The organism is Metabacillus mesotrionivorans (assembly GCF_052171315.1).
In the GTDB taxonomy this organism is placed as follows: Bacteria; Bacillota; Bacilli; order Bacillales; family Bacillaceae; genus Bacillus_P.
This window is the reverse complement of the sequence record NZ_JBQMFF010000001.1, coordinates 562,148-588,496: the sequence shown is the minus strand read 5'-3', so window position 1 is coordinate 588,496 and position 26,349 is coordinate 562,148. Positions and strand designations below refer to the sequence as shown.

Sequence of the window (26,349 nt, the reverse complement as noted above, 5' to 3'; positions counted from 1 at the left end):
TGTGCAGCGGGTTTTTCCATGTTTTTAGGTCGCTTTATTATGGATAAAATGTGATAGAATAGATAGGATTAAAAATTATGTTAGAAGTGGTGTTAATAAATGAACGTTGTACTAAGTACGCTGAACGCAAAATATATCCACACAAGTCTTGCCCTGCGCTGCCTGAAAGCTCATGCCCAGCCTGACTTTGAAGTGGCCATTGCTGAATATACAATTAAAGATCCGGCGATGAATGTTGTGACCGATCTGTTTCGCATGAAACCTGATGTCGTTGGTTTCAGCTGCTATATTTGGAATATCGAAGAAACCATTAAGATCATGAAAATGATGAAAAAAATCAACCCTTCCCTCATTATCGTGCTCGGCGGTCCTGAGGTGACGTACGACACAAGAGAATGGATGGAATCCATACCTGAAGCGGATTATATTGTCATTGGCGAAGGTGAAGAGACATTCAAGCAATTTTTGGCTGCCCTTCAATCAGACAAAAACATGAAGCAAGTCTCCGGAATTGCCTACAGAGATCATGGCGAGGTTATGATCAATCCTCAGCGGAATAAGATCAATCTGGCTGAACTTGCTTCTCCTTTTCGTTTTGAAGAGGATATCCCCCACCTTTCAAAGCGGGTTACCTATATTGAAACAAGCAGAGGGTGTCCGTTCAGCTGCCAGTTCTGTCTGTCTTCCATTGAGGTCGGGGTCCGTTATTTTGACCGTGAAAAAGTTAAAGATGACATCCGCTACCTGATGCAAAACGGCGCCAAAACCATTAAGTTTGTTGACAGGACGTTCAACATCAGCAGAAGCTATGCGATGGAAATGTTTCAGTTTCTTATCGATGAGCATCTGCCCGGAACGGTTTTTCAATTCGAAATAACCGCTGACATTATGCGGCCAGAAGTCATCCAGTTTTTAAATGACAATGCCCCAAAAGGTCTTTTCCGTTTTGAAATCGGAGTGCAGTCCACAAATGATGCAACAAATGATCTTGTGATGAGACGCCAGAATTTCAGCAAGCTTACGAGGACTGTCACAATGGTTAAAGAAGGCGGAAAGATCGACCAGCATCTTGATTTGATAGCGGGGCTGCCTGAGGAGGACTATACATCGTTTAAAAAGACATTTAACGATGTATTTGAAATGCGTCCGGAAGAACTGCAGCTCGGCTTCTTAAAAATGCTTCGCGGAACCGGACTGCGTCTGCGCGCTGCAGACCATGATTATGTCTATATGGACCACTCGCCTTATGAAATTCTGAAAAATAATGTTCTTTCCTTTGAAGATATCGTGAAGATTAAGCAAGTTGAAGATGTACTTGAGAAGTACTGGAATGATCACCGGATGGATGCAACGGTAGAATTTCTTATCAAGAGTGTGTTTGAAACCCCGTTTGATTTTTTCCAGCAATTCGGCACCTACTGGGACGAACAGGGCTGGGTCCGCATCGGTCATCAGCTTGAAGATTTATTTAAACGCCTTTATGAGTTCCTGTCTGTCCATCACAAAGAACAGGCTGACATGGCAGAAGGATTTATGAAATACGACTATCTGTCTTCTCAAAAACATAAACCGCGCAAGCCATGGTGGAATGATATGCTGACGAAGTCAGAACGCAGCACCATTTATCAGGCGATTCTTTCTCAGCCGTCATTGCTTGGAAAAGAATTCGAAGCAAAAGCTTTTACTGAAAAAGATCTTTATAAGCATACAATTCTTGATAAGGTGCCGTTTGATATGGATGCATATATAAGAACCGGAGAAGTGTTGCCCGGCGAGAGCATTCTGCTTGTTCATTATGATCCAGTTACACGCACTGCAAGCTCCTATGCTGTAAAAGAGAATAGACTGCATAATAAAGTAAGCTGACAAACAAAGAAGAACCGCCCCCTGAGCGGTTCTTCTTTTATTTGCATGTCTTCTTTTTGGATGATGCCGCCTCCAGAAACTTCGCTGAATTATAATCGCCCATTTCTGTGCCGAACTCTTCTTTCAGCAGATCAGGATCCATCTGCTTTTTATGCTGTCCGCTCTCTTTGCTTTTGTGTGTTTTCTTTGTCATGAGAATGACCCTCCTGAACGTCCCTTGCTGCCGTTTTTACTGTTGCGGTTTGCACCCTTGGCAGGATTTTCGCTGCTGTAGACCGCTTCTGCAGCAAATTCAGTATCGGCCATGCTTTCTTTTGGTGTTGTATTATTTTTCACTGCCTGATTTCTAGCGGCTTTTCTTTTCATCTTCATACCCCCCTGAAAGTTCGTGAGAAGCACCTCACTGTTTATAGTGTTAGGCGAATCCGGATCATTCATTAGAGGGAAAACGAGTCAGTTTTGCTGTTTATTGTGTTTGTAGGCAATTAGTACAATCTCTTCGCCTGTTTGATCTCTCAGTTCACTTTCCATCTTTTTCACTTTTTCAAGAAACTGATCCTGAAGAGCTGCAACCGGAAATTCCTTGTTCATATCCTTTTCCTCCTTAAAGATGTCTCTTTCATATCCTGCCAAAAAGCAGACAATACTACTACAGAGGTGATGAATATGAGTGAAAAAGATGAATTTACGATGGATGAAACGATGCCTCATCAGGCAAGTGCCCCGTCCTTTAAAGGAACAGGCATAACCATGAAAAAACCCTTTATCAATGAATACGGCGTTTTAATCGGAGACAGTTTTTATGACTCCAAACAGTCTCCCTTAAATCAGTGGAGCGATGATGTCGACCCTTCCATCATGGCGGGCGATCAATGGGTACATCCTACAAACGACATTGGCTGGAACACACCTGAAAACCGGGAGCTTTTAGAAAGCAAAAAAAAGCCTGATGGCTTTCCGTTTACTCATCCTGATAAAGATGCAGGCTATGGACAGGATTAGAAATTAGCCCTGTTTTCCCCAAAGGCGCAGCCATTGGGGATCTTGTTCCGCAGAAGCTATTAATGAAATTTTTCGACAAGATATTCAGACAGCACATCTGAAAGTTCCGGTCCTTTTTGAATGATTTCCCCTGATTTAAATGCCTCAAAGCCATCTCCGCCTGATGCAAGGTAATTGCTTGCAGCCGCACGATACATTTTTTGATCTTCAATAACTTCTCCATTTTCTGTCTTTAATGCTTTTATCCGCTCTCCCTTTGGCGCACTCCGGTCGATCTCAAAGGTCAGTCCTTTCGTTTGAAGCAAGTTCTCTGCTTTTAAACTCCACTGCTGTTCAAGAATCTCTCTTATTTGTTTTCCAGATAGAGAAATTTCTGCTGCGTAATGATTAAAAGGGAGCGCGGCAATGACGTGCTGTTTTGTCACAGGCCCTCTCTTCAGGCTTTCCCTGATGCCGCCATGATGAACGAAAGCAATATCAGTATTCATTTCTTTCATCATAGATTCTGTCAGGAGTGCGGCAAGAGGGGAATGGCCCTGATGATTCTTTTTTCTGGATAAATCGTGGGGAAGACTCCCTATTTCCTTGCTGTATTCGGCTCCGACCCGCTTCTTATATTTTTCAATAAGCTTCAGAGAACCTTCATCGGGTGGTGCCTGAGTGTGGTCTGTCAGAATAATTTGTGCTTCCTTCTGAATAATTTCCTTCTGGTCGCGGTCAATGAGAAGCGTTACATCAGAAAAGGCTTTCCCGTAAGAATAGCTCTGGACAATCATCTTGTTTCCAACTCTGGTATTTGCACGCTTATGGCTGTGAGCCCCGAATATGACATCTACTTCATCGGTGATTTTCGGAGCCATCTCGATCAGTTCTTCTCCTGCATGTTCACCGAATTTATCTGATGATGCAGCTGCATGCGCCAAAACGATGATTGACTCAACACCAAGCTTTTTCATCTGTGAAGTTGCCTCGTTGATTGCCTCAGACTCATCCGTTATTTCAATCTGCTCCCGGTTTTCAGGCAGCAGAAATTGATTGGTTTCTTTCGTTACAACACCGATTATGCCTATCTGTACGCCGTCAATTTTTTTAATTGTGTATGCTGGAAAAATCGGCTTTCCTGTCTGTTTATCAATCACATTGGCTGAAACATAATCAAAATCGGCACCTTTAAAGTATCCTGTACTACTATGATACCCTCCATTTATCAGTCTTTTAAGCTCGCCGATTCCTCTGTCAAATTCGTGATTTCCCGGTGTACCGGCATCAAACTTAAGCTGATTCATAAACTCAATGGTCGGTTCATCAAGAAACAAGGATGACAGCGGCGGACTTCCTCCTGTCATATCACCCGCATGCAAGAGCAGCGAATGTTCATGCATCTCTCTCCGTTTGTTAAGATGAGAAGCAAGATATTCGGCTCCGCCAACCTTTTTGCCAGATTGAACAGAATGAGTGTCCAGCTGTCCATGAAAATCATTCACACCAAGCAGATGAATTTCTGTGAGTTTGTTATCATCTGTGCCTGCCCGCCCTTGACTTTCTCCAAAAACAGATGCAAAAAATAAAAATAAGACAATCATGAATAAAATGCCTGCTGTTTTTACAGAATGCTTCATTGGCCTTCCCTCCCTCTGATGCTTCTAACGTATCATGCCAGAATGAAGGCCATCTAAAGTGAAGGTAAAGGATTATTAAGAATTGTTAAGAAGCAGATAAAAGCTTTTACACAAAAAAAAGATGGATAGGTATAAAAAAAGAAGCTGCGCTGGCAGCTTCTTTTTTGTTCATTGCTTAAGATAAGCGGAAAATGCCTGTTTTACTTTAGGCACCACATAGTGGCTTCCGCCTCTGTCTTTTACATCCTCAATCATCATGGCAATCAGCAGGCTTGGCTGATCCGTATTCACAGCCACAAACCAGCCGTTTTCCTGTCCTATTTCTCCTTTGGCCTGTTTCAGTTCGGCTGTGCCGGTTTTTCCCGCCAGATTCAGACCCGGCACGACAGGCTTATGGCCGGTACCGCTCGGGTCATCCACGACGCTGATTAAGTGATTCAAAAGGAAAGAACTCTGCTCCGGCGTTATAATGCTTTCCTTCCAAATTTCAGGAGCAGGCTCATCTTTTTTCACAAGATAAGGCATTAACATGCTGCCGTTATTGACAAATGCGGTATAGGCTGCTGCGATATGAACAGGGCTCATCAGGACCTCTCCCTGCCCGTATCCTGAGTCAGCCAGAAGAACTTCCTTTTCAGCTAGGTCAGACGCTGCGACTGATGAGTCCGCAGTCGGGAAGTCAAACTCAAATCGTTCACCAAGCCCAAACGCAGCTGCTCCTTCTTTAAAAGCATCTGCACCCATTTCGAGCGCTGCCTGTGCGAAATAAATGTTGTCAGATGAAACAAGAGCCCTTTTAAGGTCAACCGCTGAATAGGCGTCCGTTACTCTTGTGACAGAGTAGTTCCCCCACTCAGGCCCTTTCTTCCAGGTTAAACCCGCAATGGTTTTGACTTCATCCGGATTCAGTGTACCCGCTTTTAAACCCGCTGCGGCTGTCAGAGGCTTAAACACAGACCCCGGAGAGAATGTCTTGTTGAATTTGGCGCTCAGCGGCTTACCGGGCTGCTCTGTAAGAGCCTGATAAGCCTCACCTGACATTCCAAATACAAAGCTGTTCGGATTGTAAGCAGGGCTGCTGACAAGCGCAAGTGTTTCCCCCGTCATCGGATGAACAGCTGCAGCTGTGCCTGAATCACCTTTCAGCTGATTGTAAAGCACTGTTTGAAGAGCAGAGTCGATCGTTACAGTGATGTCCTTGCCATCTTCTGCAGGCTGCTCGGCAATGGTTTCGTTTGAAGGATCTGTATAGATGCGGAATCCGGATTTCCCCCGGAGCTCGTTCTCGTATACTTCTTCAAGCCCTGCTTTTCCAAGCTGCGATGTACTTGTATATCCTTTCCCTTTCAGCTCTTGGAGTTCCTCACCGGAAATATTGCCTATGTATCCGGTTAAATGGGCAGCATTCTCACCCAGCGGGTAGTACCTGGATGAAACATCTGCCTTTTGGAAACCGGGAAGGGATGTCACTTTTTTTACCAGTTCGGTTTCTGATGGGTCCACTTTTGCGACCGGCACGGACATATCAGGCTTAACCCAGCTTGCAGACAGCTTTTTATCTATGTCTTCAACTGTCAGATTCAAAAGCTTTGCTGCTTCTTTTGCGGCTTCAGGATCGCTTCCGAGCTTTTCGGGAACTGCCTGAATTTCAGGAACGACGGCATTTACAGCCAGACCTTTTCCGTTCTTATCCAAGATGCTTCCTCTTTCCGGCTTATCTTCCGAAATTCTGACTGCATCTCCTTCCTTCAGCTGCGGAAAAATCATCGATGAATTCCAAGAGACGAACCAGTTGTCTCCATCATCCGTCTCTTCCTGAACGAGTGACGCCTGATGTTCAAATGCAACAGGTCCTGCCAGAGTATCCATTTTTAACGAAAACGGCAAGGAAGCTTTTTTCTCATCTTTTCTCTCTTCGGGCTCCTCCGGCTTCTCATAGCTGATGCTCAGATTTTCCGTCTCGATTGACTCATAAATCTGCTGATATCGTTCTGTGAATTCCTGCTCTGTTATGCTTTTTTTAGCATCTGAAGATAAATAATCATACATTCCGCTGAAATTCTGGTCATTCCACAGGCTGACATATTTCTGGAATCGTTCTTCAGGCTGCGGTCCCTTTGAACATGCCGAAAGAATCACAAGCGTTAGCATACAAAAAAGTACTGCCGTCCATTTCTTCACTTTATCTGACCTCTCCCAATACGTATTAGCTAAAGTATAGCACAGGCAAGGGAAGATTTTCCTGAACTGTGCGTTGTAAACAGCAAAAAGCAGACAGTCTCCCTGTCTGCTTCATCCTTCGTCACCCGATAATAACACGTTCTTTCGGATAGTGATAATTTGGTTTTGATGCTTTTGATCCGATAATGTAAATGAACGTAACAATCCCAATCCGTCCGATAAACATTAAGATCATAATGATGCATTTTCCTATTGTGCTCAGCTCTGCTGTAATTCCCATCGATAACCCTGTTGTTCCGAATGCCGAACAAACTTCAAAAATGATTTCAATGAGCGTGAATTTTTCTGTGATTGAAAGAATAAACACGGAACCAAAACAAAGGACAAAGGCCATCAGCGTGACGACGAGTGATTTTTTCACATCATCTTCATGAAGTTCGCGTTTAAAGATCTTAATGGTTTTGTTGCCTTTGGCAAAGTGATAAAGAGCAAGCAAATTTAAAGCAAATGTCGTTGTCCTGATCCCGCCCCCAACAGAGCTTGGGGAAGCCCCGATAAACATCAGCGCACACATGACGAGCAGCGTGGCTTCAGAAAACAGGCTGACATCCATCGTTGCGAGTCCCCCGCTTCGTGTGGCGGTTGACTGGAACAAGGAATAAAAAAAGCTTTCGTGCCAGCTTTTCCCGCTGAAAAAAAACTGATACTCAAGCAGAGCGATCATAATCGTTCCGCCGATAACGAGCAAGGTATATGTAACAGTCGTCAGCTTTGTAAAAAGAGTAAATCTGTATTTGCCTTTTTTGCTGAAAAGAAAGGTTTTCACTTCTATCAGCACAGGAAATCCAATCGCTCCAAGCGTAATTAAAAGGATGATGACAAACTGAATGAAATAATCGTCTGCATATGGAATCATGGATGCTCCTGTAATATCAAAGCCTCCGTTTGTAGTAGCACTGACAGAATTAAAAAAACCGTGCAAATACGCCTCCTGCCAAGTCGGGTAGTATTTTAAAAAGTAGGTTCCAAGAATCATGCCGCCGCAAAACTCAATAATCAATATTAAAAACAGGACCTGCTTCATCAAGTTGACGATTCCCGAAAGAGAATACTGATTTTGATCAGCCATGATCAGTCTTCTTTCTCTCAGGCCAATGCGTTTTCCGACAATCAGCCAGACAAATGTTCCAAGTGTCATGACGCCAATCCCCCCGAACTGCAGCACAAACATCAGAATAAAAATGCCGGGGACAGTCAGGGTATCTGCTACCGTTATGACACTGAGGCCTGTCACGCTTACAGCACTTACAGCTGTAAACAGACCGTCCATAAACGTCCATTGCACTCCCTCCTGGTGGGCAACAGGCAGGCTCAGCAAACCAACTGAAACGGAGACGGCTATGGCATAATAAGCTACAATCAGCTGAAAAGGCGTTAATGATTGGAAAAAGGTTCTAGTTCGGGTCATGGATATCGTTCCTTAAATTTTTAGGGTGAACTGCATGTTCTCTATCATAATGAAAACCCGGCCGAATGAAAAGGGGTTGTCCAAAATTTATCTTGCCTGCTTTCATTTTCAACATGTGAAGACAAAAACATACTTTGCGGTTGAGTAAACAAAAAAAAGAGGAGACAGCATCTCCTCAGATTCATACCCAGGTTATTTTGCTTCTAAACGGCGGATTCTCTCATCAAGGTCAGGATGGGTTGAAAAGAGGGCAAGCCCGCGTTTCCCGCTTATCTTCAATGATGCAACAGAAGATTGATCGCTGCTGATCCGCTGCGTGTATCCTTTCAGCATACGCAGAGCGTGCACCATTTTGTCCTTGCCTGCCAAATCGGCTCCTCCCTTGTCCGCGTGGAATTCTCTGTGGCGGGAGAAAGCAAAAACGACGAGGCTTCCAAGAATGGAAAACAGGATTTGGAACACTAAAACCGCAATAAAATGAACAATTGGCGCCATGTCCTCTCTAACAAACCTGGAGGCAACCCAAGCCGCAATTCTTGCCAGGAAGACTACGAATGTATTGACGATACCCTGCAGCAGAGTCATTGTTACCATATCGCCATTTGAGATATGGGCAACTTCATGGGCAAGAACGCCATCAACTGCAGCGTCATCCATTTCTTCAAGCAGTCCGGTGGAAACGGCAACGAGAGAATTATTTTTAGATGGACCCGTTGCAAACGCATTGACCTCACGTGACTGATAGATGCCTACTTCAGGCATTTTTCTGATGCCTGCAGCTCTTGCAAGTCTGTGAACGCGTTCTACGAGGTTTCGCTCATATGCCGATAAATTTTGATCCGGTTTCAGAACCTTTACGCCCATCATCATTTTTGCCATCCACTTTGACATTAACAGAGATATAAATGAGCCGGAGAAACCTACAACAGCACTGAATACGAGCAGGCTGATGAGATCGATTCCACCTCCAGCCGTTACATAGGAGCCAACTCCAAGAATAGATAAGACAATTCCTATTGTTGTCAATACGAGAATATTTGTTAAAAGGAACAAAAAGATACGTTTTGCCATCTTGCACCCCCAAAGATTTTGAGTTCATTTGAACTTATATTATAATTTATAGTATAAAGAATGAAGAGGGATAATCGCAAATACTAAGCACTTGGTAATGTTATGCAGCACGATCGAAAAATGACTGCTTACTGAACAGAACTTAAATGACAAAGAGGTGATGCCCATGAAAATACAGCTGAAACGCTCAGAAATGGCCAAACTGCTTTTCACTCTGCAGGGCGAAAGCGATGCGGCTCCGGCATCTGTCCTGAAAGAAATCGGGATCGACCCGTCTGATTTTCCTGATTTCATCAGAAGCTCCAAGCCTCTTCCAAGAGGACTTTCATCAAATGAAATTGTTTCACTTGCAAAACTGTGCGAACTGACTTCTTTAAAGTCCACATCGATTCAGAATTGGATAAAGAGGGATATGAAAGAGCTGATCGGTTCACCTGAACACGGCAAAAAATATTCAATCGAACAAGCAGCGATCCTCCTCATTGTGAGAGACCTGAAATCAGCATTTGATTTTGATACGATCAGGCATTTGCTGAAGCTTCTGTTTAATACATTATCGGACCGAAGTGATGATTTGATTTCGCCCTTGCGTTATTACTCGGCTTACGGGACAATTCTTGAACGTATGGAATCGATCACGGTATTCTCGCTTTCTGAACATGAGCTCGAAAAGGATGTTCAGGATCAAATACAGGCGGCTCATGACCTTTTTCAGGATCTTCCGGAAGATGACTGGAATCAGGTAAAGGATATTTTAACGATTACCGTGCTTTCCGTCATCACATCCTATCTTCAGAAACGAACCCGCCTGTTTCTGCAGGAGCATTTTTAAATAAATGTCATTTACTCAACCCCTTCACCTCATATCATAGGGCACAATTGCCAGTATAGATTGTCCGTTTGAAACAAGACTATAAACACAGCCCTATGGCTGCAAACTTTTATGAAGGAGTTGAGGATAATGGCACGCAGCAGCAATAAATTGCTTGTTCCTGGGATTGAACAGGCCCTGGATCAAATTAAATATGAAATTGCGCAGGAATTCGGCGTTACGCTTGGTTCTGATACAGTTGCACGCTCTAACGGTTCTGTTGGAGGAGAAATCACGAAGCGCCTGGTCGCACAAGCACAGGCAGGTCTTGGAGGACAAGCTTCTAAAACTGAATAATATGGCAAAAACCGCAGGAATCCTCCTGCGGTTATCTTCTTTCTATGTATGTAGCAGGTGCCTATCCGGTCCGTTTCGCTTTCGCGGCACCCTATGTTTCAATCACGATCAGATCTTGACCCCTCATTATCGTCATCGTCATTGTCGTTGTCTTCATCTTCCTCGCGGTCATCATCCCGGTCGCGGCTGTCGCCGTCTCTCTCGTCATCATCGTCTTCACGGGATTTTTCTTCATTCCGCTTTTTTTCTTTCTCTCTTTCTTTACTTGCTTTATCTGCTTCTTTTCTTGCTTTTTCAGCTTCTTTTCTTGCTTTTTCAGCTTCGGCTTTTGCTTTAGCTGCCTGTTTATTTGTGTTCATCGATGTTTCTTTTTCTTTAGGCGGATCTGGCACAGCGGGCTTTTTGTTGATTTCCTTCTCTTTGTTCTCTTTCAAAGCGGGCGGTTCCTGATCCTTTTTTGTCGGAGGTGCTGGCTCTTTAACAGGAGGAACTGTTTCAGCAGATTCCGGTTTGGCTGGTTCTGTCTCTTTATCAGCCTTTTCCTCTTCATTGCGCTTTTCCGCATCTTCTTTTTCTGCAGGATCAGCTTCTTCTGTTTTTTGCAGTTTTACATATTTACCAGTAGAAATCCCTTGTTCCACTGCTTTATTGCGTGTTTCAACATCTGTCTCTACCGCCTGAACATTCAGGCTTTGTTCCTTGTATGACTCTTTCAGGCGCACAACATCTGCAAGCATTTTCTTTTTTGTCTCTTCATGCTTGTCATCTGCTGTTACCGTCGTCACAAAGATCTCCTTATCGTCTGTTAAATAGCCGAGAGATCTGCTTTTGTCCACAATGGTTGAAAAGACATCTGATACACTGCTTTTATTCATGTCTTTCAGTTCGGCAAGCATAGCCTTCCCATCTTCATTCATGGGTTCAATCCTTATGACTTTAAGCTCTTCGTTTAATTGAAGCTCAAAGCTTGGATTGATATCAATCGTCATATAAGCATATACCCTGTCGTCATTCAAAACGGGCAGCAAGGTAAAAAAGATAAGAATAAGAGCTGCCACTGCGATTAACCCGTTTCGAATTCCGCGCAGATTAAAAATACTTACTGATTTTGATGCTCTTTCGCTTGTATCTGAAAGCTGAAAAAAAGTAATTTCCTCACCCAGCTCGTATGAACGTTTTTGTTTTGCTGCTTTCAAAAATTGTCCATCAGGGGTAAGCAATGTAACATAATCATCATTACGGTCAACGACGATCCCTTTTTTCATGATTGAAGCACCCCTCTTATATAGTCTTTCAGATAAACGTAATCCCCCGATAAAATTATTGTCATGGCAATAATATATTTTCTGTTTCTCTCTATTGTTTTGCGGCTGACAGATACAAGCGATTCAAGCTGTTTAACAGGAAGCTGTTTTTTGGCAAACAGAATCCGCCTCAGCTCATCGTGCTCAATCAGAACTTGAGCTACTTTTATTGCATTTTGCCTTGCGTCCATATGTTTTGGAGAATTCTCCATCAGCTCTGAAAAAGAAAGGCCGAATTCCTGGAGCACTTTATGGAAATACACAATCTCTTCCCTTCGCTGCTCCTGTTCAATGAGCTTTTGATGCTCTTCAACGGACAGCTCCGCTTCAATCTTGCTCTGCGAAGCCTCGCCTTCTTCGTGTTCCTGAAGATCAATATTTACTGTCTGGGCGTTTCTTGCTTCTTTCCGAATATAGTCAATGACTTTTCTCTTTATAATCAATTCGGCAAAAGCAAGCAGCGAACTTCCCTTTTCAGTTGAATATTTTTCAATGGCCTCATTAAAGGCAATTAATCCAATGCTGAATTCATCGTCTTTTTCATCAATATACCTTTTGCAGACCGAAGAAACGGTTTTTGCCACGAAAGGTTTATACTGGTCAATTAATGTGTTCTGCAATTGTGTGTCGCCGTCCTGGATCTGCAGGACGGTTTCTTCTAAAGTTGGTTTCTTTTTGCCAAGTTTAAACAACAGGCTAAGCACCGGTTCTCACCTCAGTTCTCCCATATTACTTCGTATAATCATAGCTAATTTGCCCTGAGAGCGCAAAGGAAGAAATTTGGAATCGTGAGAGCCATGAGGTAAAGATGAACCTATCAGGCGTTGATGAAGCAGCAGATGAAGAATCTATTATGATTGTTCTCCTTTCTTTTTTCTTACTAAACAGCTACGAAGCAAGTTTGGGTTTTGAGGGTGTAATATTAGTTTTTTTACAAAAAGGTTACAGACAAGGGAGGAAATCCAGGGTAAAAGTTGATTAATTGTAAAAATTTTAATATAAAACGTCTATTATATCCACAAAATGTCATTTTTCATCAATAAAAAAACACCCCGTTAAGGGTGCTTAATCAAGGCGGTCTTCAGCTTTTTCTACAAGCTTCTCTTCTTCTGTTTCCGGGCGGCTGCTTTCATCTTTGGACAGAAACCATCCGGCAACAGCAATTCCTGCAAGTACAATCCAGAAGATAAGCTTCCATGTTGCAGATTCAATGAAATGTTTATCAATAATATTAATATCCGGGTGAGCGAGCGTGTACAAAGCAAGCTTCACTCCTACCCAGCCCACAATCACAAACGCAGCGGTTTCTAAACTCGGACGTTTTTGGAGCAGGGCGACAAAATAGCTCGCTGCAAATCTCATGATAATCAGGCCGATGATGCCCCCGGCCAAAATGACGGCAAACTGGCCGCCATCCAGACCTCCGATTTCCGGCAGACCCGTTGCAGGCAGTGTTACTGCCAGTGCGACTGCCGCAAGGATGGAATCGACCGCAAACGCAATGTCTGCAAGTTCCACTTTAAGAACCGTCATCCAAAACCCTGATTCTTTTCTGTCCTTATCATCATGAGAATCTTTCTTTAAAATAAATTTCTTCACTAAATGATTTATGGCAATAAACAGCAGATAAACAGCCCCTATTGCCTGTACCTGCCAGACATCGACCAAAAAAGAAATTAAAAAAAGCGAGCCGAACCTCAGGACAAACGCTCCTGCAAGCCCGTAAAACAGAGCTTTCTTCCTTTGATCATCCGGAAGGTGCTTAACCATGACGGCCATAACAAGAGCATTGTCTGCCGCAAGAATTCCTTCCAGTGCAATTAAAACAAGCAATACCCACCCGTATTCAAGCAAAAGGGCAACATCCATTCAACATTCCTCCTATATCTGTATTTTCTCTATATACCCAATTTCCTATCACTCTTATCAAAAAAAACATCTTTTCCTTATGCTGGAAAAGATGTTTTAGGAAATCCATGTCAGGATGCAGCAAGTTTTTCAGCTGATTTTCTTATCCTGTGAAATTGCTGAGGGCTTGACCGCTTTTCGTGTGAAGAATTTGTACAAAATAAAAGCAGCTACGACTACTGCAGCGGCAGGAAGCAAATAATCGTTGGCCATTCCGCCTACCTGTTCCCATTTATCCCCAAGTTTAAATCCGAGATAAACATACAGGAATGTGATCGGCAGCATGGCTGCAAAGGTATAGATGGAAAATACCCAGACGTTCATTTTTGCCATGCCGCACGGAATGGAGATCAGCGTTCGGACCCCTGGCAGAAACCTTGCCGTAAAAGCTACCATAGCTCCGTTTTTCTCAAAGAACAAATCGGCCTTAGCGAGATTTTCTTCGTTGATAAACATGTATTTTCCATATTTAATCAGAAAAGGTCTTCCACCATAGCGGCCAAGTGCATAAAGGGTAAGCGGACCGATTGTTCCGCCGATCGTGCCGGCAAGCACAGTGCCCCACAGCAGCATATCTCCCTGATACACCCAGTATCCGGCGAGCGGAAGAACAATCTCGGCAGGCACAAATTCAAAACATAGAGCAAAAAGCACCCCAAAATAGGAGAGGTCTTTAAAGTACTCAATAAAAGCAAGTATGTAATGTTCCATATTCAGTTCCAGACTCCTTTATTACAGGCATCGATTACGCACAGTACTTTCCTTCTTATCAGAAGCAGCCGCACAAATCAGCCTTTCAGTTCTACAAGTTATCATACTATACATACCATTAAAAAGGGACAACTTTACAATACTTTTATTTTGCATTTTTATGAACGCTTATTTTACAGGGGTGATGAAAATGGACTGGATACAGGCATTTATTTTGGGCGTCATTCAGGGACTGACGGAATTTCTTCCCATCAGTTCAACTGGTCATCTTTACTTGGGCAGAATGCTTTTTGGCATGAAGGACGGCGGGATCTTTCTCGATACGATGCTTCACATTGGCACATTTATTGCTCTGATCGTCTTTTACAAAGATATATTATGGAGGCTTTTGAAACAGCCATTCAGCAAATTAACTCTCTTACTTGTTGCGGGAACATTGCCTGCGGTGGCGGCGGGTGTTTTCATCAGCGATTTTTTTGACGGCATCAGCAAATCAGGGGCAACGATCGGATGGGAGTTTCTTATTACCGGAGCATTTTTATGGTTTGCTGATTCCATAAAAAAAGGAGCAAAAAAACTCGATGACCTCACCATTTTTGATGCCTTTTTTATCGGTTCCTTTCAGGCTCTCGCCATCTTCCCTGCCATTTCAAGATCAGGAATGACGATCGTCGGGGCTCTTATGAGAGGAATTGACAAAGAAACAGCTGCTTATTTTTCGTTTCTGCTGTCGATTCCGGCTATATTCGGAGCTATTCTTTTTCAGGCATCCGATTTATTTTCCGGAGAGGCGGCGACTATTGGCTTCTTCCCTCTTTTCGTTGCTACGCTTAGTGCTGCCCTGACAGGATATGTGGCTGTTAAGTGGATGATCCAATTTGTGAAGAAACATTCTTTGAGGGGCTTTGCGGTTTACGTTTGGATATTAGGAGCGGTCATTCTGTTCATTCAGTTTAAGGGATAAGAACAAAAGCGCAAGCGCCAAGGCCCGCTCCGATAGGCAGATAAAAATCCGGCGGAAGAGTCCGGTTCCCGCCTTTTTTGACGGATTGGTTCTGACAGAGGATTTAGGAGCTTACGCTTGCCGAAGATAAATTTGTTATGCTATCCACAGTCTTTTATTCTTTATAATTTCCTTACAAACAGAAAAAAACAGCGGAGGTTCTCCCGCTGTTTTTTAGCGTGACTTTCTGTTTCTTTTCCTGCCGTAGAGCATCTTTAAAAGCGACTTTACTTTGTTATACTTGTTTTTATACGGATACCACTGCATCTCTGTCTTTTTTCTGCCACTGTCCACCATGACAGATTTTTCATGGCAAAAGCGGCGGATTCCGTCCTTGCCGTGATACTTTCCGATTCCGCTTTGTTTCACTCCTCCAAACGGGAGATGCTGGTTGGCTATGGACATCATCACATCATTAATAACGGCGTTTCCAGTTTCAAGTCTTGAAGTAACACGCTTAGCTTTTTCAAGATCTTTGCTCCAGACGCTTGCATTCAGCCCGTAGACTGAATCATTCGCGAGAGCAATGGCCTCATCTTCAGATTGAAACGGCATGACAGCTGCAACAGGCCCAAAGGTTTCTTCCTGCATGATTTTCATATGCTGCTTTACGTCTGCAAAAACCATCGGATTGATAAACAGGCCTTCAGACAGCTTCCAGTTTTCAGGAAGTTCCCCTGCAATGAGTCGTGCCCCTCCCGCAACAGCATCTTCCACATGGTCCTTTATAACTGAAAGCTGCGACGGATGTGTCATCGCTCCGATATCATCATCCTCACCACGCCCCTGCTTCAGCTTGACTGTTTCAGAAACGAGCAGGTCAAGAAATGTTTCATACACATCCTCCTGCACATAAATTCTCTCTGTACTCATGCAGACCTGCCCGCTGTTTGTGAAGGAACCCCATGCAGCTGCCTTAGCTGCTCTTTCAAGATTTGCATCTTCAAAAACAATGAAGGGGTCCTTTCCTCCGAGCTCCAATGTAACGGGAATGAGGGTCTTTGCGGCTTCTTCCTGAATCTTCTTGCCTGCAGCAGCAGATCCTGTAAAAAAGATAAAATCCGGTTTAGCTTTAACTAGCGCCTGCCCGGTTTCCTTTCCTCCATGAACCACCTGAATGACTCCATCCGGAAAACCTGCGAGCTGAACGGTTTTTTCAATAAACAATCCTGTTTCAGCGGTAATTTCCGAAGGCTTCAAAATAACAGTATTTCCTGCTGCAAGAGCATTTACGACTGGCACGAGTGCGAGCTGGAGGGGATAATTCCAGGGAGAGATAATCAGAGCGGCTCCTCTTGGCATATATTCAATGTAGCTTTTTTTCCCGATAAAGTGGATCGGCGTCTTAACACGCCTCGCCTTCAAACTTTTTTCAGCATTTTTTTCAAGAAAGGATAATGTGTCAAGGACGGGCATCAAATCTGCTGTAACCGCTTCTATTTTTACTTTTCCGGTGTCTGCTGCGAGAACCTCAATGCATTCGTCCATATGGTCAATCAGAACGTGTTTCAGCTTTTTCAGATAAGATAGCCGTTCTCCTGCACTTTTCTCTCTCCAAGAGGCAAACGCTCTTCTAGAAGAATTCATGATTTGGCTGATGCGGAAATCAGATGTCTGATCAATGGCTCCTGCCCCTGCAATTCCAGCCGGGTTTAAGTCTGCCGCAGTTTTGCTTTGCTCCATGGCTTCCCCTCCTGTTCTTTTCTAGAAATATTCCCATTTAAAAAGATCATAAACAATAAACAGCTGTATGGAACCTGCACATTATCACAGAAATTCTGGCAAACCTAATGATATATCATCAAGGAAAGCAGGAGATCTGACATGCACACGATGTGGAAAGGATCCATCAGTTTTGGACTGGTCAATATACCGGTTAAATTATATGCCGCTACTGAAGATAAAGATGTGAAGCTGAGGAATTTGCACAGTAAATGCCATACGCCCATTCAATATGAAAAGAAATGCCCGAACTGTGATGAAGCAGTCGGAAATGATGAGATTGTAAAAGGCTACGAATACGTAAAAGGAAAATTTGTCATCCTGGAAGAAGACGAACTCAAACAGCTCAAGCAGGAGCTTGAGGATAAAGCGGTTGAAATCATCGATTTTGTCAACCTTGATGAAATTGATCCGATTTACTTTAATCGCTCCTATTTTATCGGCCCCGGTGAAAATGGAGCAAAAGCCTATTCTCTTCTGCGCGAGGCCCTGCTGAAATCAGGTAAAATCGGTGTTGCAGAAATGACCATCCGTTCAAAACAGCAGCTCGCCGTTCTGAGGGTATACCAGAATACGATTGTGATGGAGACCATTCATTATCCGGACGAAGTCAGAAAAGCATCAGATGTGCCAAGTGTTCCGGAGAAGACAGATATTGGGGAAAAGGAACTTGATACAGCGATCATGCTCATTGACCAGCTGACAACCTCTTTCAGCCCAGAATCTTATAAAGATGACTACCGGGAAGCGCTTCTGAATTTGATTCAGAAAAAAGCCGGCAAAAATGAGGGCAAAACACCTGCAGATGCTCCCCGTGAAAATGTCGTTGACTTGATGAGCGCCCTTCAGGCAAGCATCGACAAATCCAAGGAAAAACCGGCAGCAAAAGAAACAGCTGCAAAAACGAAGAAAAAAGCGGCAGCCGGCAAAAAAACAAAAACTGCCAGAAAAAAAGCGTAAGGACAGTCCCGCTGAGCGATCAGCGGGATTCCTGCTGTCTTCCAATCCATTTAGCGGCATCCAGCAGAGAAGGAAAAGTCATATCCGCACCATGATCAGATGAGCCAACCAAAATTGTTTTGGTTCCCGCTCTTTTTCCGGCCATTATATCCACATCCCTGTCACCGATCATGTAACTTTCTTCTATTGTAAGACCATGCCGTTCAGCAAGATCTGTAATCATGAGGGACCCGGGCTTTCTGCACTCGCAGCCGGCATGCGGGGAATGTGCACAATAGGCGACTTCTTCGATTCTCCCCCCTGCTTTTTCAATCTCTTCAACCATTTTCCGGTGGATATCTTTTAGGACAGCCTCTTTCATATACCCAAGTCCAACTCCTCCCTGATTAGTGACGACAAACACTTTATAGCCCTTATCACAAAGGATCCTTATTCCCTCTGCAGCACCGTCGAGCAGGTAAAGCTGAGAGGGATTGTTCACAAAGCGGACCCTTTCCGTAAGCACTTCGTTTATCACACCATCACGGTCCAAAAATACGGCTTTCATCATTAGAACATCCTTTCATAAACGAATCGTTAATAAGAAATAGTAAGAGTAATAAAAAGCAAAGGAAGTCTGCTTATGTATGTAAAACCAATGCTTCCATCCCTTTCTGTAAAGAGGCCTGAAGGAAGCCAGTGGAGCTTTGAAATAAAATATGACGGATTCAGAGCCCTGCTTTCCATCTCAGAATCAGCCATTTCCTTTACAAGCCGAAACGGAAAAGACCTTGCTCCTCTTTTCCCCGAAATCATAGAAGCTGTCCGTTCAAGCTTTTCCAAGTTTCAGCCGTTTATGCCTTGTACACTTGACGGGGAACTTACCATTTTGCAAAGTTCACACAAAGCATCTTTTGAGAAGATTCAAAAGCGGGGAAGGCTGAAAAAAGAAGAGAATATCCAGCGTGCAGTACATACTGATCCGTGTACGTTTTTAGTGTTTGATCTTGTAGAGTGCGCAGGTGAAAACTTTTCGGCCTCCCCTCTCAGGATCAGAAAGGAGAAACTGTCCTCTCTGTCGGAAGCATGCGGTTTTCCGCTTACCCCTGCACCCGGGGAAGGCCGCATACAATATGTCCCCTCTTTCTCAGACGGAGATGCCCTGTTTAAGGATGCCATACGCCACGATTCAGAAGGAATTCTGGCGAAAGATCTAAACAGCAGGTGGAAGGCAGGCATCCGCACGAAAAACTGGCTCAAAATAAAAAACTATAAATATGGCCATGTATTTATTATCGGATATGACAAGAAAAACGGCTACTTTAAAGCAGGCACTTACGATCAAGGCACGATTAAGGAAGCCGGTGTGTTTTCCCACGGGCTTGAGGGTGAGGAAAGAGAATCCCTTGTGGAGATTCTCAGACAAAATAAAGAAAAGGAAGATTCCCAATGGATTACTATTGCTCCAGCAATCTGTGTGGAACTTCAATTTCTCGGACTGTACAAAAATCAGCTGCGGGAGCCTTCATTTCATGCGTTCAGATTTGACCTTGCTCCTGAACTCTGCACATGGTCACAGCTTAAAGTACATGCGGTTTCCGTTCATGAAGACGTTCAGCTTACTCACCCAGACAAGCCTCTTTGGAACAATCCGGTAAGATCAAAGGAAGATTATCTTGCTTACTTGCTTGATGTTTCTGAAAGCATGCTCCCCTTTCTTGAGAATAAACATTTGACTGTCATCCGCTATCCGCACGGCACTTCTGATGAAGCTTTTTATCAGAAAAACTGCCCTGACTACGCGCCGGATTTTATTCAAACATCCTTACATGAAGGAATCCAGTACATTCTCTGCAATGACCCCTCCACTTTATTGTGGCTGGGCAACCAGGGTGCCATCGAATTTCACGTTCCCTTTCAGACCCGGAAATCCCATCAGCCAAATGAAATCGTATTTGACCTAGACCCTCCTTCAAGAAATGAATTTGGACTTGCTGTAAAAGCGGCTCTTGAAATGCATAAACTATTTGAATCATTCTCTCTTAAGTCTTTTCCAAAGCTTTCAGGAGGAAAAGGCATTCAGATTCACATCCCCATAACGGAGGGGACATTTTCCTACGAGCAGACGAGAAGCTTTACAGAATTTATTGCTTCTTATCTTGTACAGGTATTTCCTGATGCATTTACGGTTGAACGCCTGAAGAAAAAGCGCGGAAACAGGCTGTATATCGATTATATTCAGCATGCTGAAGGCAAGACCATCATTTCACCTTATTCTCTCAGGGGCAATCCTGCAGGAGCCTTTGCAGCAGCACCGCTCTATTGGGAGGAAGTAAAGGACGGTCTGAAGCCTGACTGGTATACAATGAACACAGTTGCCGATCGCCTGCAGGATATGTCCTGTCCCTTTGCAGACTTCTTTTCCTCTCCGCAGGATAAAGTGATAAAGCAAATCCTGCATTTTATTGAGGAGCAAAAATCAAAAGGATAACAGCGTCATCATTCCGAATCTGTTAATCCAAACATAATTCACCTGGAGAATGACAAAAATAAGTCATACTCTTATATAAATGAGGCCTGACCTATGCCGAATTTTTTTTGGTTCTTTCTCCTTTTCACAGCAACCGCAGCGCTTGCTTATGCAAATGCACAAAAAGACCGTCCCATGCTCGTTCCTCTATGGCTGTTAAATGCGGGGCTTGCGATTATTTTTGAAGTTTTCATCTTTGTTTTCTTACATTCTTATACATATAAACCGGAAGTTTTCAGCGACCCTTTCTCAGACAGCTCATTTGGTTCTATTTTCAGCCAGCTCATGATTGTCCCGATGATTGGTGTCACAGCCGCATTTTACAGGCTCACCTTTCCGGTGATGCTGCTGATCAGTTTTGGCATGTCAGCTGTGGAAGTTTCCTTTTTGCATTTGGGGATTTATGAACATCACTGGTGGAAAGTTTACTATACAACTTTGCTGCTTCCTGCCGCCTTTCTCATTTCATCCTGGTGGTACAGGCTGCTGAAAAAAAATAACCGCCCCGCTGCCAAACTGGGCCTTTACTTTATGAATTTGAGCATATCCTTAACACTCACATGGGCAGCAACCGTTCCGCTTACCATGTATTTGTTTCAGCCGGGCTTGTTTGATAATCCCGTCCGTGATCATCTTGCAGCAAACTCTGTCTTTTTCAGCATTGCGTGCGTTTTTTACACACTGATTGTCCTTATCCGCCGCAGAGTCATCAAGCTGCTGCTTTTTCTTATCCTTCTCTGCATACACTATTTCCTGCTGGAAAATGGATTATTTTCCTATCACACCGGCTTCGCCTCGTTCGCAGCGCTCCACCTGTTCTTTATCGCAGTGAGCTGCCTGATGTGGAAATGGACACAGAATGCTGTCAGATCCCACGCAGGCTGATTAAGGCATACAGCCAAAATAAAAAATCCCGATTTTCGGGATTTTTTATCTGAAAAGCAGATGCTGACTGTGTACGCCTGCTTTTTTCAGCAAAGCCATCAGCTGCTGCTGTTCGTCGATGGACAGGCCGGAGAAAGCCCGGGCCATTCGCAATGTATGTACCGGATAGATCTCATCCAGGTAGGTTCTTCCTTTTTCAGTAAGATTGGCATAAACAGAACGCTTGTCTTTTGGATCCTGCTCCCTGTATATAAATTCATTCTTTTCAAGCTTATCGATCACATAGGTAACATTCCCGCTGACAAGCAGAAGACGCGAGCCAATTTGCTGAAGCTTCTGGGGACCTTTCGTATAAAGAAGTTCAAGCACCGAAAATTCTGTCGGATTAAACCCATGTTCCTTGCTGTCACGGATTGAATGTTCGGAAACACTCTTAAATGCCCTTGCAAACGTTTTAAAAAGATTCAGTGCAAGTTCAAGTTCTTCATTTGTATAAGACTTCATTCTCATCGCCCTCTTACCTTAACATTGTAAAGATATCTAAAAATTCAAAAAACCATATGGATTATTTTACTATGAAAACACTGTTTTTTAAAGGCTTCTTTCCTGCTGGAACTTTGGCTCATTCAATAAGGCCAGATCCTCTTTTTTATTGATATTTGCAAATCGGTCAGGCCGGTCAAAATGCGATTGATCGAGCATGAGCGGCTCGGCTGCATGCAGCAGTGACATCATTTTCAGTTCTCTGTCCTCAAGCTGTTTCTGCAGCACGGGAAGCAGCGAGCGATGGTACATTGCACAAAGCGGATGAACCTTTCCGTGAATAACAGGTACAACAGCTGAATGTCCGGCGGTTTGTAACCCTGTAAAGACAGAGAGAGTCTGCCGGTCAATCAGCGGCATGTCACAAGCAAGGACAAGGTACCATTCAGATTTTACTATTTTCATAGCCGAGTAAATTCCGGCAAGCGGTCCAAGTCCCTTAAATGGAGGAATGTCTTCAAAACTTGTGATCTCAGGATGTTTCAATTTTCGTCCGGAGACTGCAGCAACATCTGATACCGCTTTCAATTCCGAATAAACATGCGTGAGGAATGTGCCGTTTTTGTATGGTTCACATGCCTTATCAGACTGAAAGCGCCGCGACATTCCTCCGGCCAGCACAATACCTGCAACTGTCATAAATTCCCCCGCAGTCTTCTTTTAATCATCTTACCACAATTTCGTATCTCGAGGCTATCTTCTCTTTTCCCTCTGTTCCTGCACCGCGCGTTTTCCAGACAGCAAAAAAAGCCGGAGAACATCTCGGCTTTTGGCGGGATTTCATGAGGAAGGCTGATTAGAAGAATGGCATCGTTTTTGCAATTTTTGCCCGCCATGAAGAGTATAAACCGGGATTCTACGGCTGCACAGGTTTTTTATGGGTGAGTTTCATAAAAGGCACACTGCTGTAAAAATACTGATATTCCTTTTTTAATTCAGACAGCGTCATGCTGCTCAGCACCTCTTCATCGTATATGCCAAGCGAGTTCAATTTCCTGCTGTAAAAAACCCTTTGATCTTCAAGAGCTTTCCGGAACAATTTGCTCATTTTTCACTTCTCCTTTCAAACTGTCTAGTTATCACTCTACCCGCTGATTGTTAGTCCACGGTTAAGCCAGTGTAAAAGTTCAGCTGAATGTGTTAAAAAGCCGTAAACGGTCAAGACTAGTCTCAAAGTATTACATGGAGGAGGCTTGACAATGAATCATATCCGACCGATTGCTTATCGGACACGTGATGAACTGCATCAAATCTATTTTCTGAATACACGTGAACCGAAGAATGAGCAGCTGTATACTGCTGAATTCAAATCCGGGAAACTGCTGCTTTTATGTGCTTATGAACACAGATATGACCGCTTCGGCGATGTAACCTCAATGTTTACAGAAGACTATCTTTTTGAGCTCAGTCACTTTTTAACGAACTTTCTTCCTTCCCGAATGGCCAGAAAATCAGGATGATTTTTTCAGGCATGAGTTTTGCATGTACCGCAGAAATTCATGCGCATCTTTTCCGATTTCATTCTGCAGATCCTCAAGCATTTCATCCCTCCTTACATCCAGTTCTACAATCTTCCTGGCAATTTCAGCTGCCTTCTTCAAATCCATGCTGTCTCCTCCTTCAATCTGTTAATCCAAGTGTAATGAGAAAAGATTCATAAATCATCATTGTTGTTAAATAAACTCACAATGTTTTTTATAAACCTGACAATTCATGTTAGATTTTCTAACAAAAGTGCACTTCAACTCATTTCCATAAGGTATAATTGGAAAAAGAAATGAAAGTGCGGGGTGGAAAAATGGAACAGCAAGACCACTCATATAAAGATAAAAAAGTGATTTCAATCGGGATTGTAAGCGAGCTTACCGGCTTATCTCTGCGCCAGATCCGCTATTACGAAGAGAGGCATCTGATTTCTCCGCAGAGGACCTCAAGAGGCACAAGAAAGTATTCTTTTTCGGATGTAGAACGATTAATGGACATTGCCAACAAACGTGAAGACGGCGTGCAGACGAATGAAATCCTGAAAGAAATGCGCAAGAAGGAAATGCGTTCAAATCCTGATTACCGCAAAAAAATGCTTGAAGGCCAGCTAAACGCTCAGTTTCATTTCCGCAATAAAAAATGAGGCGCATGCTGCGCCTCATTTTTTTATAGTTTAAACCGGTTTACAAGCTGTGTAAGTCTTGTTGAGACGGCAGCCAGTGAATCAGCATGTCCTGATATCTCTTCCATGGACTGGCTTGACTGTTCAGCAGAAGCAGCAGTCTGCTCAATCCCTGCCGCAGCCTCCTCTGAAACTGACGCAATACTCGAAATGGAATCATTCATGACTTCGCTGCTTTTCATAATACGGTTTAAATCCCTTTGAATGGTCGTGATTCTTCCCGACATCTCTTCAATATACTCTTTTATCTCGGTAAAGCTCTCTCCTGTCCGACTGATGGATGCTGATCCTTTTATAATTTGCTTATATCCATCCTTCAGATTTTCAGCTACCTCTTCTGTTTCTTTACGGACATTGCTGACAATCTTGTTAATATCAACAACTGAGCTTGAAACCTGTTCAGCAAGTTTTCTAACCTCATCTGCCACAACCGCAAACCCTCTGCCGTGCTCCCCTGCTCTGGCAGCTTCAATCGCTGCGTTAAGAGCAAGAAGATTTGTCTGATCTGCGATGCTCTGAATGACATCCACCAAAGTGGAAATTTTCTCTGACTGCTCATCCAGATGCTCTACTTTTTCAACAGTTGTTTCCATAAGTCCATTAATGCGGTTCATCTGATTGACAGATTCATTCATGAGTTCATACCCCGTATACGAATGAGTGAGAACTTCAGCAGATGCTTTTGCAACAGCCTCCCCGCTTTGATTCGCGACATAAATGGATTCCATCAGTTCACCCATCGTTTCAGAAAGATCGGAAGCGGAAGAAGCCTGCGTCTCAGCTCCCGATGAAAGCTCCTGCATCGTTGACGCAATTTGTTCGCTTCCAGCTTTTAACTCTTTTGAAGAAGCCTGCAGCTGACCGCTTTGCGATGAAACAACAACCGATGCTTCCGAAATGTCCCGGACAATTCCGCTCAGCTGCACATTCATTTCATTTACAGATGCGACAAGACTGCCAATTTCATCTTTCGAATCAAGGGACATAGGCTCATGATTCAGCTGTCCTTTTGAAATATCCTCCATCCTTTTTGCTATGGAATGAATTGGTTTCGTCAAGGCATTTGAAATCCGGACAGAAAGAAAAATACCCGCTCCGATAATAAGCAAAGACAAAACAATTCCAAGAAGATTGATCAATCTTCCCTGACTGATGATGGCGTCACCATCTCTTACAATCGATTTTTCACGCTCTGCAGCCAGGGCGTCAAAGCCATTTGTAAGCTCATCCGCAAGATTCTGAACATCGCCTCTCAACGTCTGATTGGCTGTCACTCTCATCCCGGAATCAAAGCTTTTAATCACATCTTCCTCAACCATCTTCTCCCACTCTGAACTCTTTTCCATAAGCTCCCTGCTTTTAGGATTCACACTCCGTTCAAGCAGGTTTTTCTGGAGAGATTTGCTTTCTTCCGTCAATTCATAATACTGATCTTTGTATTCATCTTTTCCATAAATGAAATATGCCCTGATTAGAGAAACCCGCTGTGTGATATTGTCCCTGAGCTTGCCTTCTGCAAGCAGCGACCGCATATCCTCCTGCACAATTTTCTTCGTCTGGCTGTTGACCATAGTGAACCCGGCAATCGTAAATCCTGCCATCAGCAGGCTGAGCACCATGATGATCGAAAAACTCCCCAGCAGCTTTCCCTTCAATGTAAGGTTTGACCTCTTGTTAAAATTCCATCTTTTTCTCTTTCTCATATCCAGACCCTCCTTTTTAACCAAATCTGCCAAGTATGTATGTGTGCAAAAAGACTTATACACCATACATCGGCCATTTTGGCAGAATATTTAGCAAATCGGCAGGTCAAAAGAATGAATAGAGCTGTTGATGGGGGATGAGGACTGGGTGAAGTGCTGTTAAGGGCGGGTTAAGAGCACTTACTGGGTTCATAGGTTGAGGGTAAGTGTTGTTAACGGCGGATTAGAACATTTACATGAATCAATCGGCGAGGGTTCGTGTTGTTAACGGCGGATTAGAGCATTTACTTGGCTCAATCGGCGAGGGTTAGTGTTGTTAAAGGCGGATTAGAGCATTTACTTGGCTCGATCGGCGAGGGTTCGTGTTGTCAACGGCGGGTTAGAGCAGGATGAGGGAAAGTGCTGTTAGAGGATAACGAGCCACTATCGAGGTTCCATCTCCGATAAAAGTCGCAGCACTTCAGCGAATGACGCCACAAACCAGGAGCCATTTCCAATAAAAGTCGCACCACTCCAACGATTGACGCCATAAACCAGGAGCCATCTCCTTTAAAAGTGG

29 protein-coding genes are annotated in these 26,349 nt (G+C 43.6%); 11 read left to right on the top strand and 18 right to left on the bottom strand.

Annotated elements, in window-relative coordinates; translation table 11 throughout:
* The first annotated feature begins 99 nt into the window (after window positions 1-99).
* Window positions 100-1,866 (top strand): B12-binding domain-containing radical SAM protein, encoded by a 1,767-nt coding sequence (locus tag ACTSEZ_RS02950; RefSeq protein WP_369732724.1) that lies wholly within the window; start codon window positions 100-102, stop codon window positions 1,864-1,866.
* 37 nt (window positions 1,867-1,903) lie between these two features.
* On the opposite strand, the gene ykzE is transcribed toward ACTSEZ_RS02950, so the two are convergent.
* The 3 genes from ykzE to ACTSEZ_RS02935 all read right to left on the bottom strand — a co-directional run bounded on the left by ykzE (window position 1,904) and on the right by ACTSEZ_RS02935 (window position 2,457).
* Window positions 1,904-2,059, bottom strand: a complete 156-nt coding sequence (gene ykzE, locus ACTSEZ_RS02945; RefSeq protein WP_168713758.1) for a protein YkzE — start codon at window positions 2,057-2,059, stop codon at window positions 1,904-1,906.
* Window positions 2,056-2,232, bottom strand: coding sequence for a protein YkzP (gene ykzP, locus ACTSEZ_RS02940; protein WP_029281795.1), 177 nt, complete (start codon window positions 2,230-2,232; stop codon window positions 2,056-2,058). Before ykzP ends, ykzE begins: the two co-directional genes overlap by 4 nt.
* An 87-nt stretch (window positions 2,233-2,319) precedes the next feature.
* Window positions 2,320-2,457: a hypothetical protein gene (locus ACTSEZ_RS02935; protein ID WP_369732722.1), complete on the bottom strand. Its 138-nt coding sequence runs from the start codon at window positions 2,455-2,457 to the stop codon at window positions 2,320-2,322.
* 75 nt (window positions 2,458-2,532) lie between these two features.
* Here ACTSEZ_RS02935 and ACTSEZ_RS02930 point away from each other — a divergent pair, with 75 nt between their 5' ends.
* On the top strand, window positions 2,533-2,868 hold the full coding sequence (locus ACTSEZ_RS02930; RefSeq protein WP_029565430.1) for a DUF3905 domain-containing protein: 336 nt from the start codon (window positions 2,533-2,535) through the stop codon (window positions 2,866-2,868).
* A 59-nt stretch (window positions 2,869-2,927) separates the two neighbouring features.
* On the opposite strand, the gene ACTSEZ_RS02925 is transcribed toward ACTSEZ_RS02930, so the two are convergent.
* From ACTSEZ_RS02925 to htpX, 4 genes are all read right to left on the bottom strand, one after another.
* A complete protein-coding gene (locus tag ACTSEZ_RS02925) occupies window positions 2,928-4,487 on the bottom strand; it encodes a bifunctional metallophosphatase/5'-nucleotidase (protein ID WP_369732720.1) in 1,560 nt (519 codons plus the stop codon).
* A gap of 168 nt (window positions 4,488-4,655) precedes the next feature.
* Window positions 4,656-6,668 (bottom strand): penicillin-binding transpeptidase domain-containing protein, encoded by a 2,013-nt coding sequence (locus ACTSEZ_RS02920; RefSeq protein WP_369732718.1) that lies wholly within the window; start codon window positions 6,666-6,668, stop codon window positions 4,656-4,658.
* Window positions 6,669-6,789: 121 nt separating this feature from the next.
* Window positions 6,790-8,136 carry a TrkH family potassium uptake protein gene (locus ACTSEZ_RS02915; RefSeq protein WP_369732716.1) on the bottom strand — a complete coding sequence of 449 codons (1,347 nt, stop codon included), beginning with the start codon at window positions 8,134-8,136 and terminating at the stop codon, window positions 6,790-6,792.
* A 192-nt stretch (window positions 8,137-8,328) separates the two neighbouring features.
* Window positions 8,329-9,207, bottom strand: coding sequence for a protease HtpX (htpX, locus tag ACTSEZ_RS02910; RefSeq protein WP_369732714.1), 879 nt, complete (start codon window positions 9,205-9,207; stop codon window positions 8,329-8,331).
* A 160-nt stretch (window positions 9,208-9,367) separates the two neighbouring features.
* Between htpX and ACTSEZ_RS02905 the strand changes: the two genes are divergently transcribed.
* Together ACTSEZ_RS02905 and ACTSEZ_RS02900 are read left to right on the top strand one after the other, a co-directional pair.
* Window positions 9,368-10,039: a DUF1836 domain-containing protein gene (locus ACTSEZ_RS02905; RefSeq protein WP_369732712.1), complete on the top strand. Its 672-nt coding sequence runs from the start codon at window positions 9,368-9,370 to the stop codon at window positions 10,037-10,039.
* A gap of 129 nt (window positions 10,040-10,168) precedes the next feature.
* Entirely contained in the window at window positions 10,169-10,375 is a 207-nt protein-coding gene (locus tag ACTSEZ_RS02900; RefSeq protein WP_029281808.1) for an alpha/beta-type small acid-soluble spore protein, read from the top strand.
* A gap of 98 nt (window positions 10,376-10,473) precedes the next feature.
* Here ACTSEZ_RS02900 and ACTSEZ_RS02895 read toward each other — a convergent pair whose 3' ends face one another.
* Both ACTSEZ_RS02895 and sigI read right to left on the bottom strand, forming a co-directional pair.
* Window positions 10,474-11,640 carry an anti-sigma factor domain-containing protein gene (locus ACTSEZ_RS02895; RefSeq protein ID WP_369732710.1) on the bottom strand — a complete coding sequence of 389 codons (1,167 nt, stop codon included), beginning with the start codon at window positions 11,638-11,640 and terminating at the stop codon, window positions 10,474-10,476.
* Complete coding sequence (gene sigI / locus ACTSEZ_RS02890; protein WP_369732709.1) at window positions 11,637-12,383, bottom strand: RNA polymerase sigma factor SigI; 747 nt, start codon at window positions 12,381-12,383, stop codon at window positions 11,637-11,639. The genes ACTSEZ_RS02895 and sigI overlap by 4 nt, the downstream gene beginning before the upstream one ends.
* A 104-nt stretch (window positions 12,384-12,487) precedes the next feature.
* On the opposite strand from sigI, the gene ACTSEZ_RS02885 reads away from it, so the two are divergent.
* Window positions 12,488-12,661, top strand: a complete 174-nt coding sequence (locus ACTSEZ_RS02885; RefSeq protein ID WP_369732708.1) for a hypothetical protein — start codon at window positions 12,488-12,490, stop codon at window positions 12,659-12,661.
* 83 nt (window positions 12,662-12,744) lie between these two features.
* On the opposite strand, the gene ACTSEZ_RS02880 is transcribed toward ACTSEZ_RS02885, so the two are convergent.
* Window positions 12,745-13,548 carry a TerC family protein gene (locus tag ACTSEZ_RS02880; protein WP_369732707.1) on the bottom strand — a complete coding sequence of 268 codons (804 nt, stop codon included), beginning with the start codon at window positions 13,546-13,548 and terminating at the stop codon, window positions 12,745-12,747.
* Window positions 13,549-13,677: 129 nt separating this feature from the next.
* The gene (locus ACTSEZ_RS02875; RefSeq protein WP_369732706.1) at window positions 13,678-14,298 is read right to left on the bottom strand and encodes a DedA family protein; all 621 of its coding nucleotides are present in this window, start codon (window positions 14,296-14,298) and stop codon (window positions 13,678-13,680) included.
* A gap of 190 nt (window positions 14,299-14,488) precedes the next feature.
* Here ACTSEZ_RS02875 and ACTSEZ_RS02870 point away from each other — a divergent pair, with 190 nt between their 5' ends.
* Window positions 14,489-15,262, top strand: coding sequence for an undecaprenyl-diphosphate phosphatase (locus ACTSEZ_RS02870; protein ID WP_369732705.1), 774 nt, complete (start codon window positions 14,489-14,491; stop codon window positions 15,260-15,262).
* A 213-nt stretch (window positions 15,263-15,475) separates the two neighbouring features.
* Here the strand turns inward: ACTSEZ_RS02870 and ACTSEZ_RS02865 are convergent, their stop codons facing one another.
* Entirely contained in the window at window positions 15,476-16,984 is a 1,509-nt protein-coding gene (locus tag ACTSEZ_RS02865; RefSeq protein ID WP_369732703.1) for an aldehyde dehydrogenase family protein, read from the bottom strand.
* Between the two features lie 141 nt (window positions 16,985-17,125).
* On the opposite strand from ACTSEZ_RS02865, the gene ku reads away from it, so the two are divergent.
* Window positions 17,126-17,983 carry a non-homologous end joining protein Ku gene (gene ku, locus ACTSEZ_RS02860; RefSeq protein WP_369732701.1) on the top strand — a complete coding sequence of 286 codons (858 nt, stop codon included), beginning with the start codon at window positions 17,126-17,128 and terminating at the stop codon, window positions 17,981-17,983.
* Window positions 17,984-18,002: 19 nt separating this feature from the next.
* Here the strand turns inward: ku and ACTSEZ_RS02855 are convergent, their stop codons facing one another.
* Window positions 18,003-18,533 (bottom strand): D-glycero-alpha-D-manno-heptose-1,7-bisphosphate 7-phosphatase, encoded by a 531-nt coding sequence (locus ACTSEZ_RS02855; protein ID WP_369732700.1) that lies wholly within the window; start codon window positions 18,531-18,533, stop codon window positions 18,003-18,005.
* Between the two features lie 72 nt (window positions 18,534-18,605).
* Here ACTSEZ_RS02855 and ACTSEZ_RS02850 point away from each other — a divergent pair, with 72 nt between their 5' ends.
* Both ACTSEZ_RS02850 and ACTSEZ_RS02845 read left to right on the top strand, forming a co-directional pair.
* Window positions 18,606-20,453 carry a DNA ligase D gene (locus ACTSEZ_RS02850; RefSeq protein ID WP_369732699.1) on the top strand — a complete coding sequence of 616 codons (1,848 nt, stop codon included), beginning with the start codon at window positions 18,606-18,608 and terminating at the stop codon, window positions 20,451-20,453.
* 93 nt (window positions 20,454-20,546) lie between these two features.
* Complete coding sequence (locus ACTSEZ_RS02845; protein ID WP_369732697.1) at window positions 20,547-21,377, top strand: hypothetical protein; 831 nt, start codon at window positions 20,547-20,549, stop codon at window positions 21,375-21,377.
* A gap of 45 nt (window positions 21,378-21,422) precedes the next feature.
* Here the strand turns inward: ACTSEZ_RS02845 and ACTSEZ_RS02840 are convergent, their stop codons facing one another.
* The 3 genes from ACTSEZ_RS02840 to ACTSEZ_RS02830 all read right to left on the bottom strand — a co-directional run bounded on the left by ACTSEZ_RS02840 (window position 21,423) and on the right by ACTSEZ_RS02830 (window position 22,968).
* Window positions 21,423-21,881 carry a MarR family winged helix-turn-helix transcriptional regulator gene (locus tag ACTSEZ_RS02840; protein ID WP_369732696.1) on the bottom strand — a complete coding sequence of 153 codons (459 nt, stop codon included), beginning with the start codon at window positions 21,879-21,881 and terminating at the stop codon, window positions 21,423-21,425.
* A gap of 87 nt (window positions 21,882-21,968) precedes the next feature.
* Window positions 21,969-22,559, bottom strand: coding sequence for a molybdenum cofactor guanylyltransferase (locus ACTSEZ_RS02835; RefSeq protein WP_369732695.1), 591 nt, complete (start codon window positions 22,557-22,559; stop codon window positions 21,969-21,971).
* A gap of 217 nt (window positions 22,560-22,776) precedes the next feature.
* The gene (locus tag ACTSEZ_RS02830; RefSeq protein ID WP_369732693.1) at window positions 22,777-22,968 is read right to left on the bottom strand and encodes a stress protein; all 192 of its coding nucleotides are present in this window, start codon (window positions 22,966-22,968) and stop codon (window positions 22,777-22,779) included.
* Between the two features lie 151 nt (window positions 22,969-23,119).
* Here ACTSEZ_RS02830 and ACTSEZ_RS02825 point away from each other — a divergent pair, with 151 nt between their 5' ends.
* Window positions 23,120-23,380 (top strand): hypothetical protein, encoded by a 261-nt coding sequence (locus ACTSEZ_RS02825; protein WP_369732692.1) that lies wholly within the window; start codon window positions 23,120-23,122, stop codon window positions 23,378-23,380.
* Here the strand turns inward: ACTSEZ_RS02825 and ykzB are convergent.
* A complete protein-coding gene (gene ykzB / locus ACTSEZ_RS02820; protein WP_369732691.1) occupies window positions 23,372-23,527 on the bottom strand; it encodes a protein YkzB in 156 nt (51 codons plus the stop codon). The two genes, ACTSEZ_RS02825 and ykzB, sit on opposite strands and share 9 nt — an antisense overlap.
* 191 nt (window positions 23,528-23,718) lie before the next feature.
* Here ykzB and ACTSEZ_RS02815 point away from each other — a divergent pair, with 191 nt between their 5' ends.
* A complete protein-coding gene (locus ACTSEZ_RS02815; protein WP_029281840.1) occupies window positions 23,719-24,048 on the top strand; it encodes a MerR family transcriptional regulator in 330 nt (109 codons plus the stop codon).
* Window positions 24,049-24,071: 23 nt separating this feature from the next.
* Here the strand turns inward: ACTSEZ_RS02815 and ACTSEZ_RS02810 are convergent, their stop codons facing one another.
* A complete protein-coding gene (locus tag ACTSEZ_RS02810) occupies window positions 24,072-25,790 on the bottom strand; it encodes a methyl-accepting chemotaxis protein (protein WP_369732690.1) in 1,719 nt (572 codons plus the stop codon).
* Window positions 25,791-26,349: the final 559 nt, after the last annotated feature.

Bases quoted from the DNA above. Each gene is read 5' to 3' on its own strand.
- ykzP (WP_029281795.1), bottom strand. From the start codon at position 2,232: ATGAAAAGAAAAGCCGCTAGAAATCAGGCAGTGAAAAATAATACAACA.
- ACTSEZ_RS02825 (WP_369732692.1), top strand. From the start codon at position 23,120: ATGAATCATATCCGACCGATTGCTTATCGGACACGTGATGAACTGCAT.
- ACTSEZ_RS02810 (WP_369732690.1), bottom strand. From the start codon at position 25,790: ATGAGAAAGAGAAAAAGATGGAATTTTAACAAGAGGTCAAACCTTACA.
- ACTSEZ_RS02895 (WP_369732710.1), bottom strand. From the start codon at position 11,640: ATGAAAAAAGGGATCGTCGTTGACCGTAATGATGATTATGTTACATTG.
- ACTSEZ_RS02865 (WP_369732703.1), bottom strand. From the start codon at position 16,984: ATGGAGCAAAGCAAAACTGCGGCAGACTTAAACCCGGCTGGAATTGCA.
- ACTSEZ_RS02840 (WP_369732696.1), bottom strand. From the start codon at position 21,881: ATGAAGTCTTATACAAATGAAGAACTTGAACTTGCACTGAATCTTTTT.
- ACTSEZ_RS02900 (WP_029281808.1), top strand. From the start codon at position 10,169: ATGGCACGCAGCAGCAATAAATTGCTTGTTCCTGGGATTGAACAGGCC.
- ACTSEZ_RS02935 (WP_369732722.1), bottom strand. From the start codon at position 2,457: ATGAACAAGGAATTTCCGGTTGCAGCTCTTCAGGATCAGTTTCTTGAA.
- ACTSEZ_RS02885 (WP_369732708.1), top strand. From the start codon at position 12,488: ATGAACCTATCAGGCGTTGATGAAGCAGCAGATGAAGAATCTATTATG.
- ykzB (WP_369732691.1), bottom strand. From the start codon at position 23,527: ATGGATTTGAAGAAGGCAGCTGAAATTGCCAGGAAGATTGTAGAACTG.
- ACTSEZ_RS02915 (WP_369732716.1), bottom strand. From the start codon at position 8,136: ATGACCCGAACTAGAACCTTTTTCCAATCATTAACGCCTTTTCAGCTG.
- ACTSEZ_RS02870 (WP_369732705.1), top strand. From the start codon at position 14,489: ATGGACTGGATACAGGCATTTATTTTGGGCGTCATTCAGGGACTGACG.
- ACTSEZ_RS02845 (WP_369732697.1), top strand. From the start codon at position 20,547: ATGCCGAATTTTTTTTGGTTCTTTCTCCTTTTCACAGCAACCGCAGCG.
- ACTSEZ_RS02850 (WP_369732699.1), top strand. From the start codon at position 18,606: ATGTATGTAAAACCAATGCTTCCATCCCTTTCTGTAAAGAGGCCTGAA.
- ACTSEZ_RS02930 (WP_029565430.1), top strand. From the start codon at position 2,533: ATGAGTGAAAAAGATGAATTTACGATGGATGAAACGATGCCTCATCAG.
- ykzE (WP_168713758.1), bottom strand. From the start codon at position 2,059: ATGACAAAGAAAACACACAAAAGCAAAGAGAGCGGACAGCATAAAAAG.
- ku (WP_369732701.1), top strand. From the start codon at position 17,126: ATGCACACGATGTGGAAAGGATCCATCAGTTTTGGACTGGTCAATATA.
- ACTSEZ_RS02905 (WP_369732712.1), top strand. From the start codon at position 9,368: ATGCCCATGAAAATACAGCTGAAACGCTCAGAAATGGCCAAACTGCTT.
- ACTSEZ_RS02815 (WP_029281840.1), top strand. From the start codon at position 23,719: ATGGAACAGCAAGACCACTCATATAAAGATAAAAAAGTGATTTCAATC.
- ACTSEZ_RS02875 (WP_369732706.1), bottom strand. From the start codon at position 14,298: ATGGAACATTACATACTTGCTTTTATTGAGTACTTTAAAGACCTCTCC.
- ACTSEZ_RS02925 (WP_369732720.1), bottom strand. From the start codon at position 4,487: ATGAAGCATTCTGTAAAAACAGCAGGCATTTTATTCATGATTGTCTTA.
- ACTSEZ_RS02855 (WP_369732700.1), bottom strand. From the start codon at position 18,533: ATGATGAAAGCCGTATTTTTGGACCGTGATGGTGTGATAAACGAAGTG.
- htpX (WP_369732714.1), bottom strand. From the start codon at position 9,207: ATGGCAAAACGTATCTTTTTGTTCCTTTTAACAAATATTCTCGTATTG.
- ACTSEZ_RS02880 (WP_369732707.1), bottom strand. From the start codon at position 13,548: ATGGATGTTGCCCTTTTGCTTGAATACGGGTGGGTATTGCTTGTTTTA.
- ACTSEZ_RS02950 (WP_369732724.1), top strand. From the start codon at position 100: ATGAACGTTGTACTAAGTACGCTGAACGCAAAATATATCCACACAAGT.
- ACTSEZ_RS02830 (WP_369732693.1), bottom strand. From the start codon at position 22,968: ATGAGCAAATTGTTCCGGAAAGCTCTTGAAGATCAAAGGGTTTTTTAC.
- ACTSEZ_RS02835 (WP_369732695.1), bottom strand. From the start codon at position 22,559: ATGACAGTTGCAGGTATTGTGCTGGCCGGAGGAATGTCGCGGCGCTTT.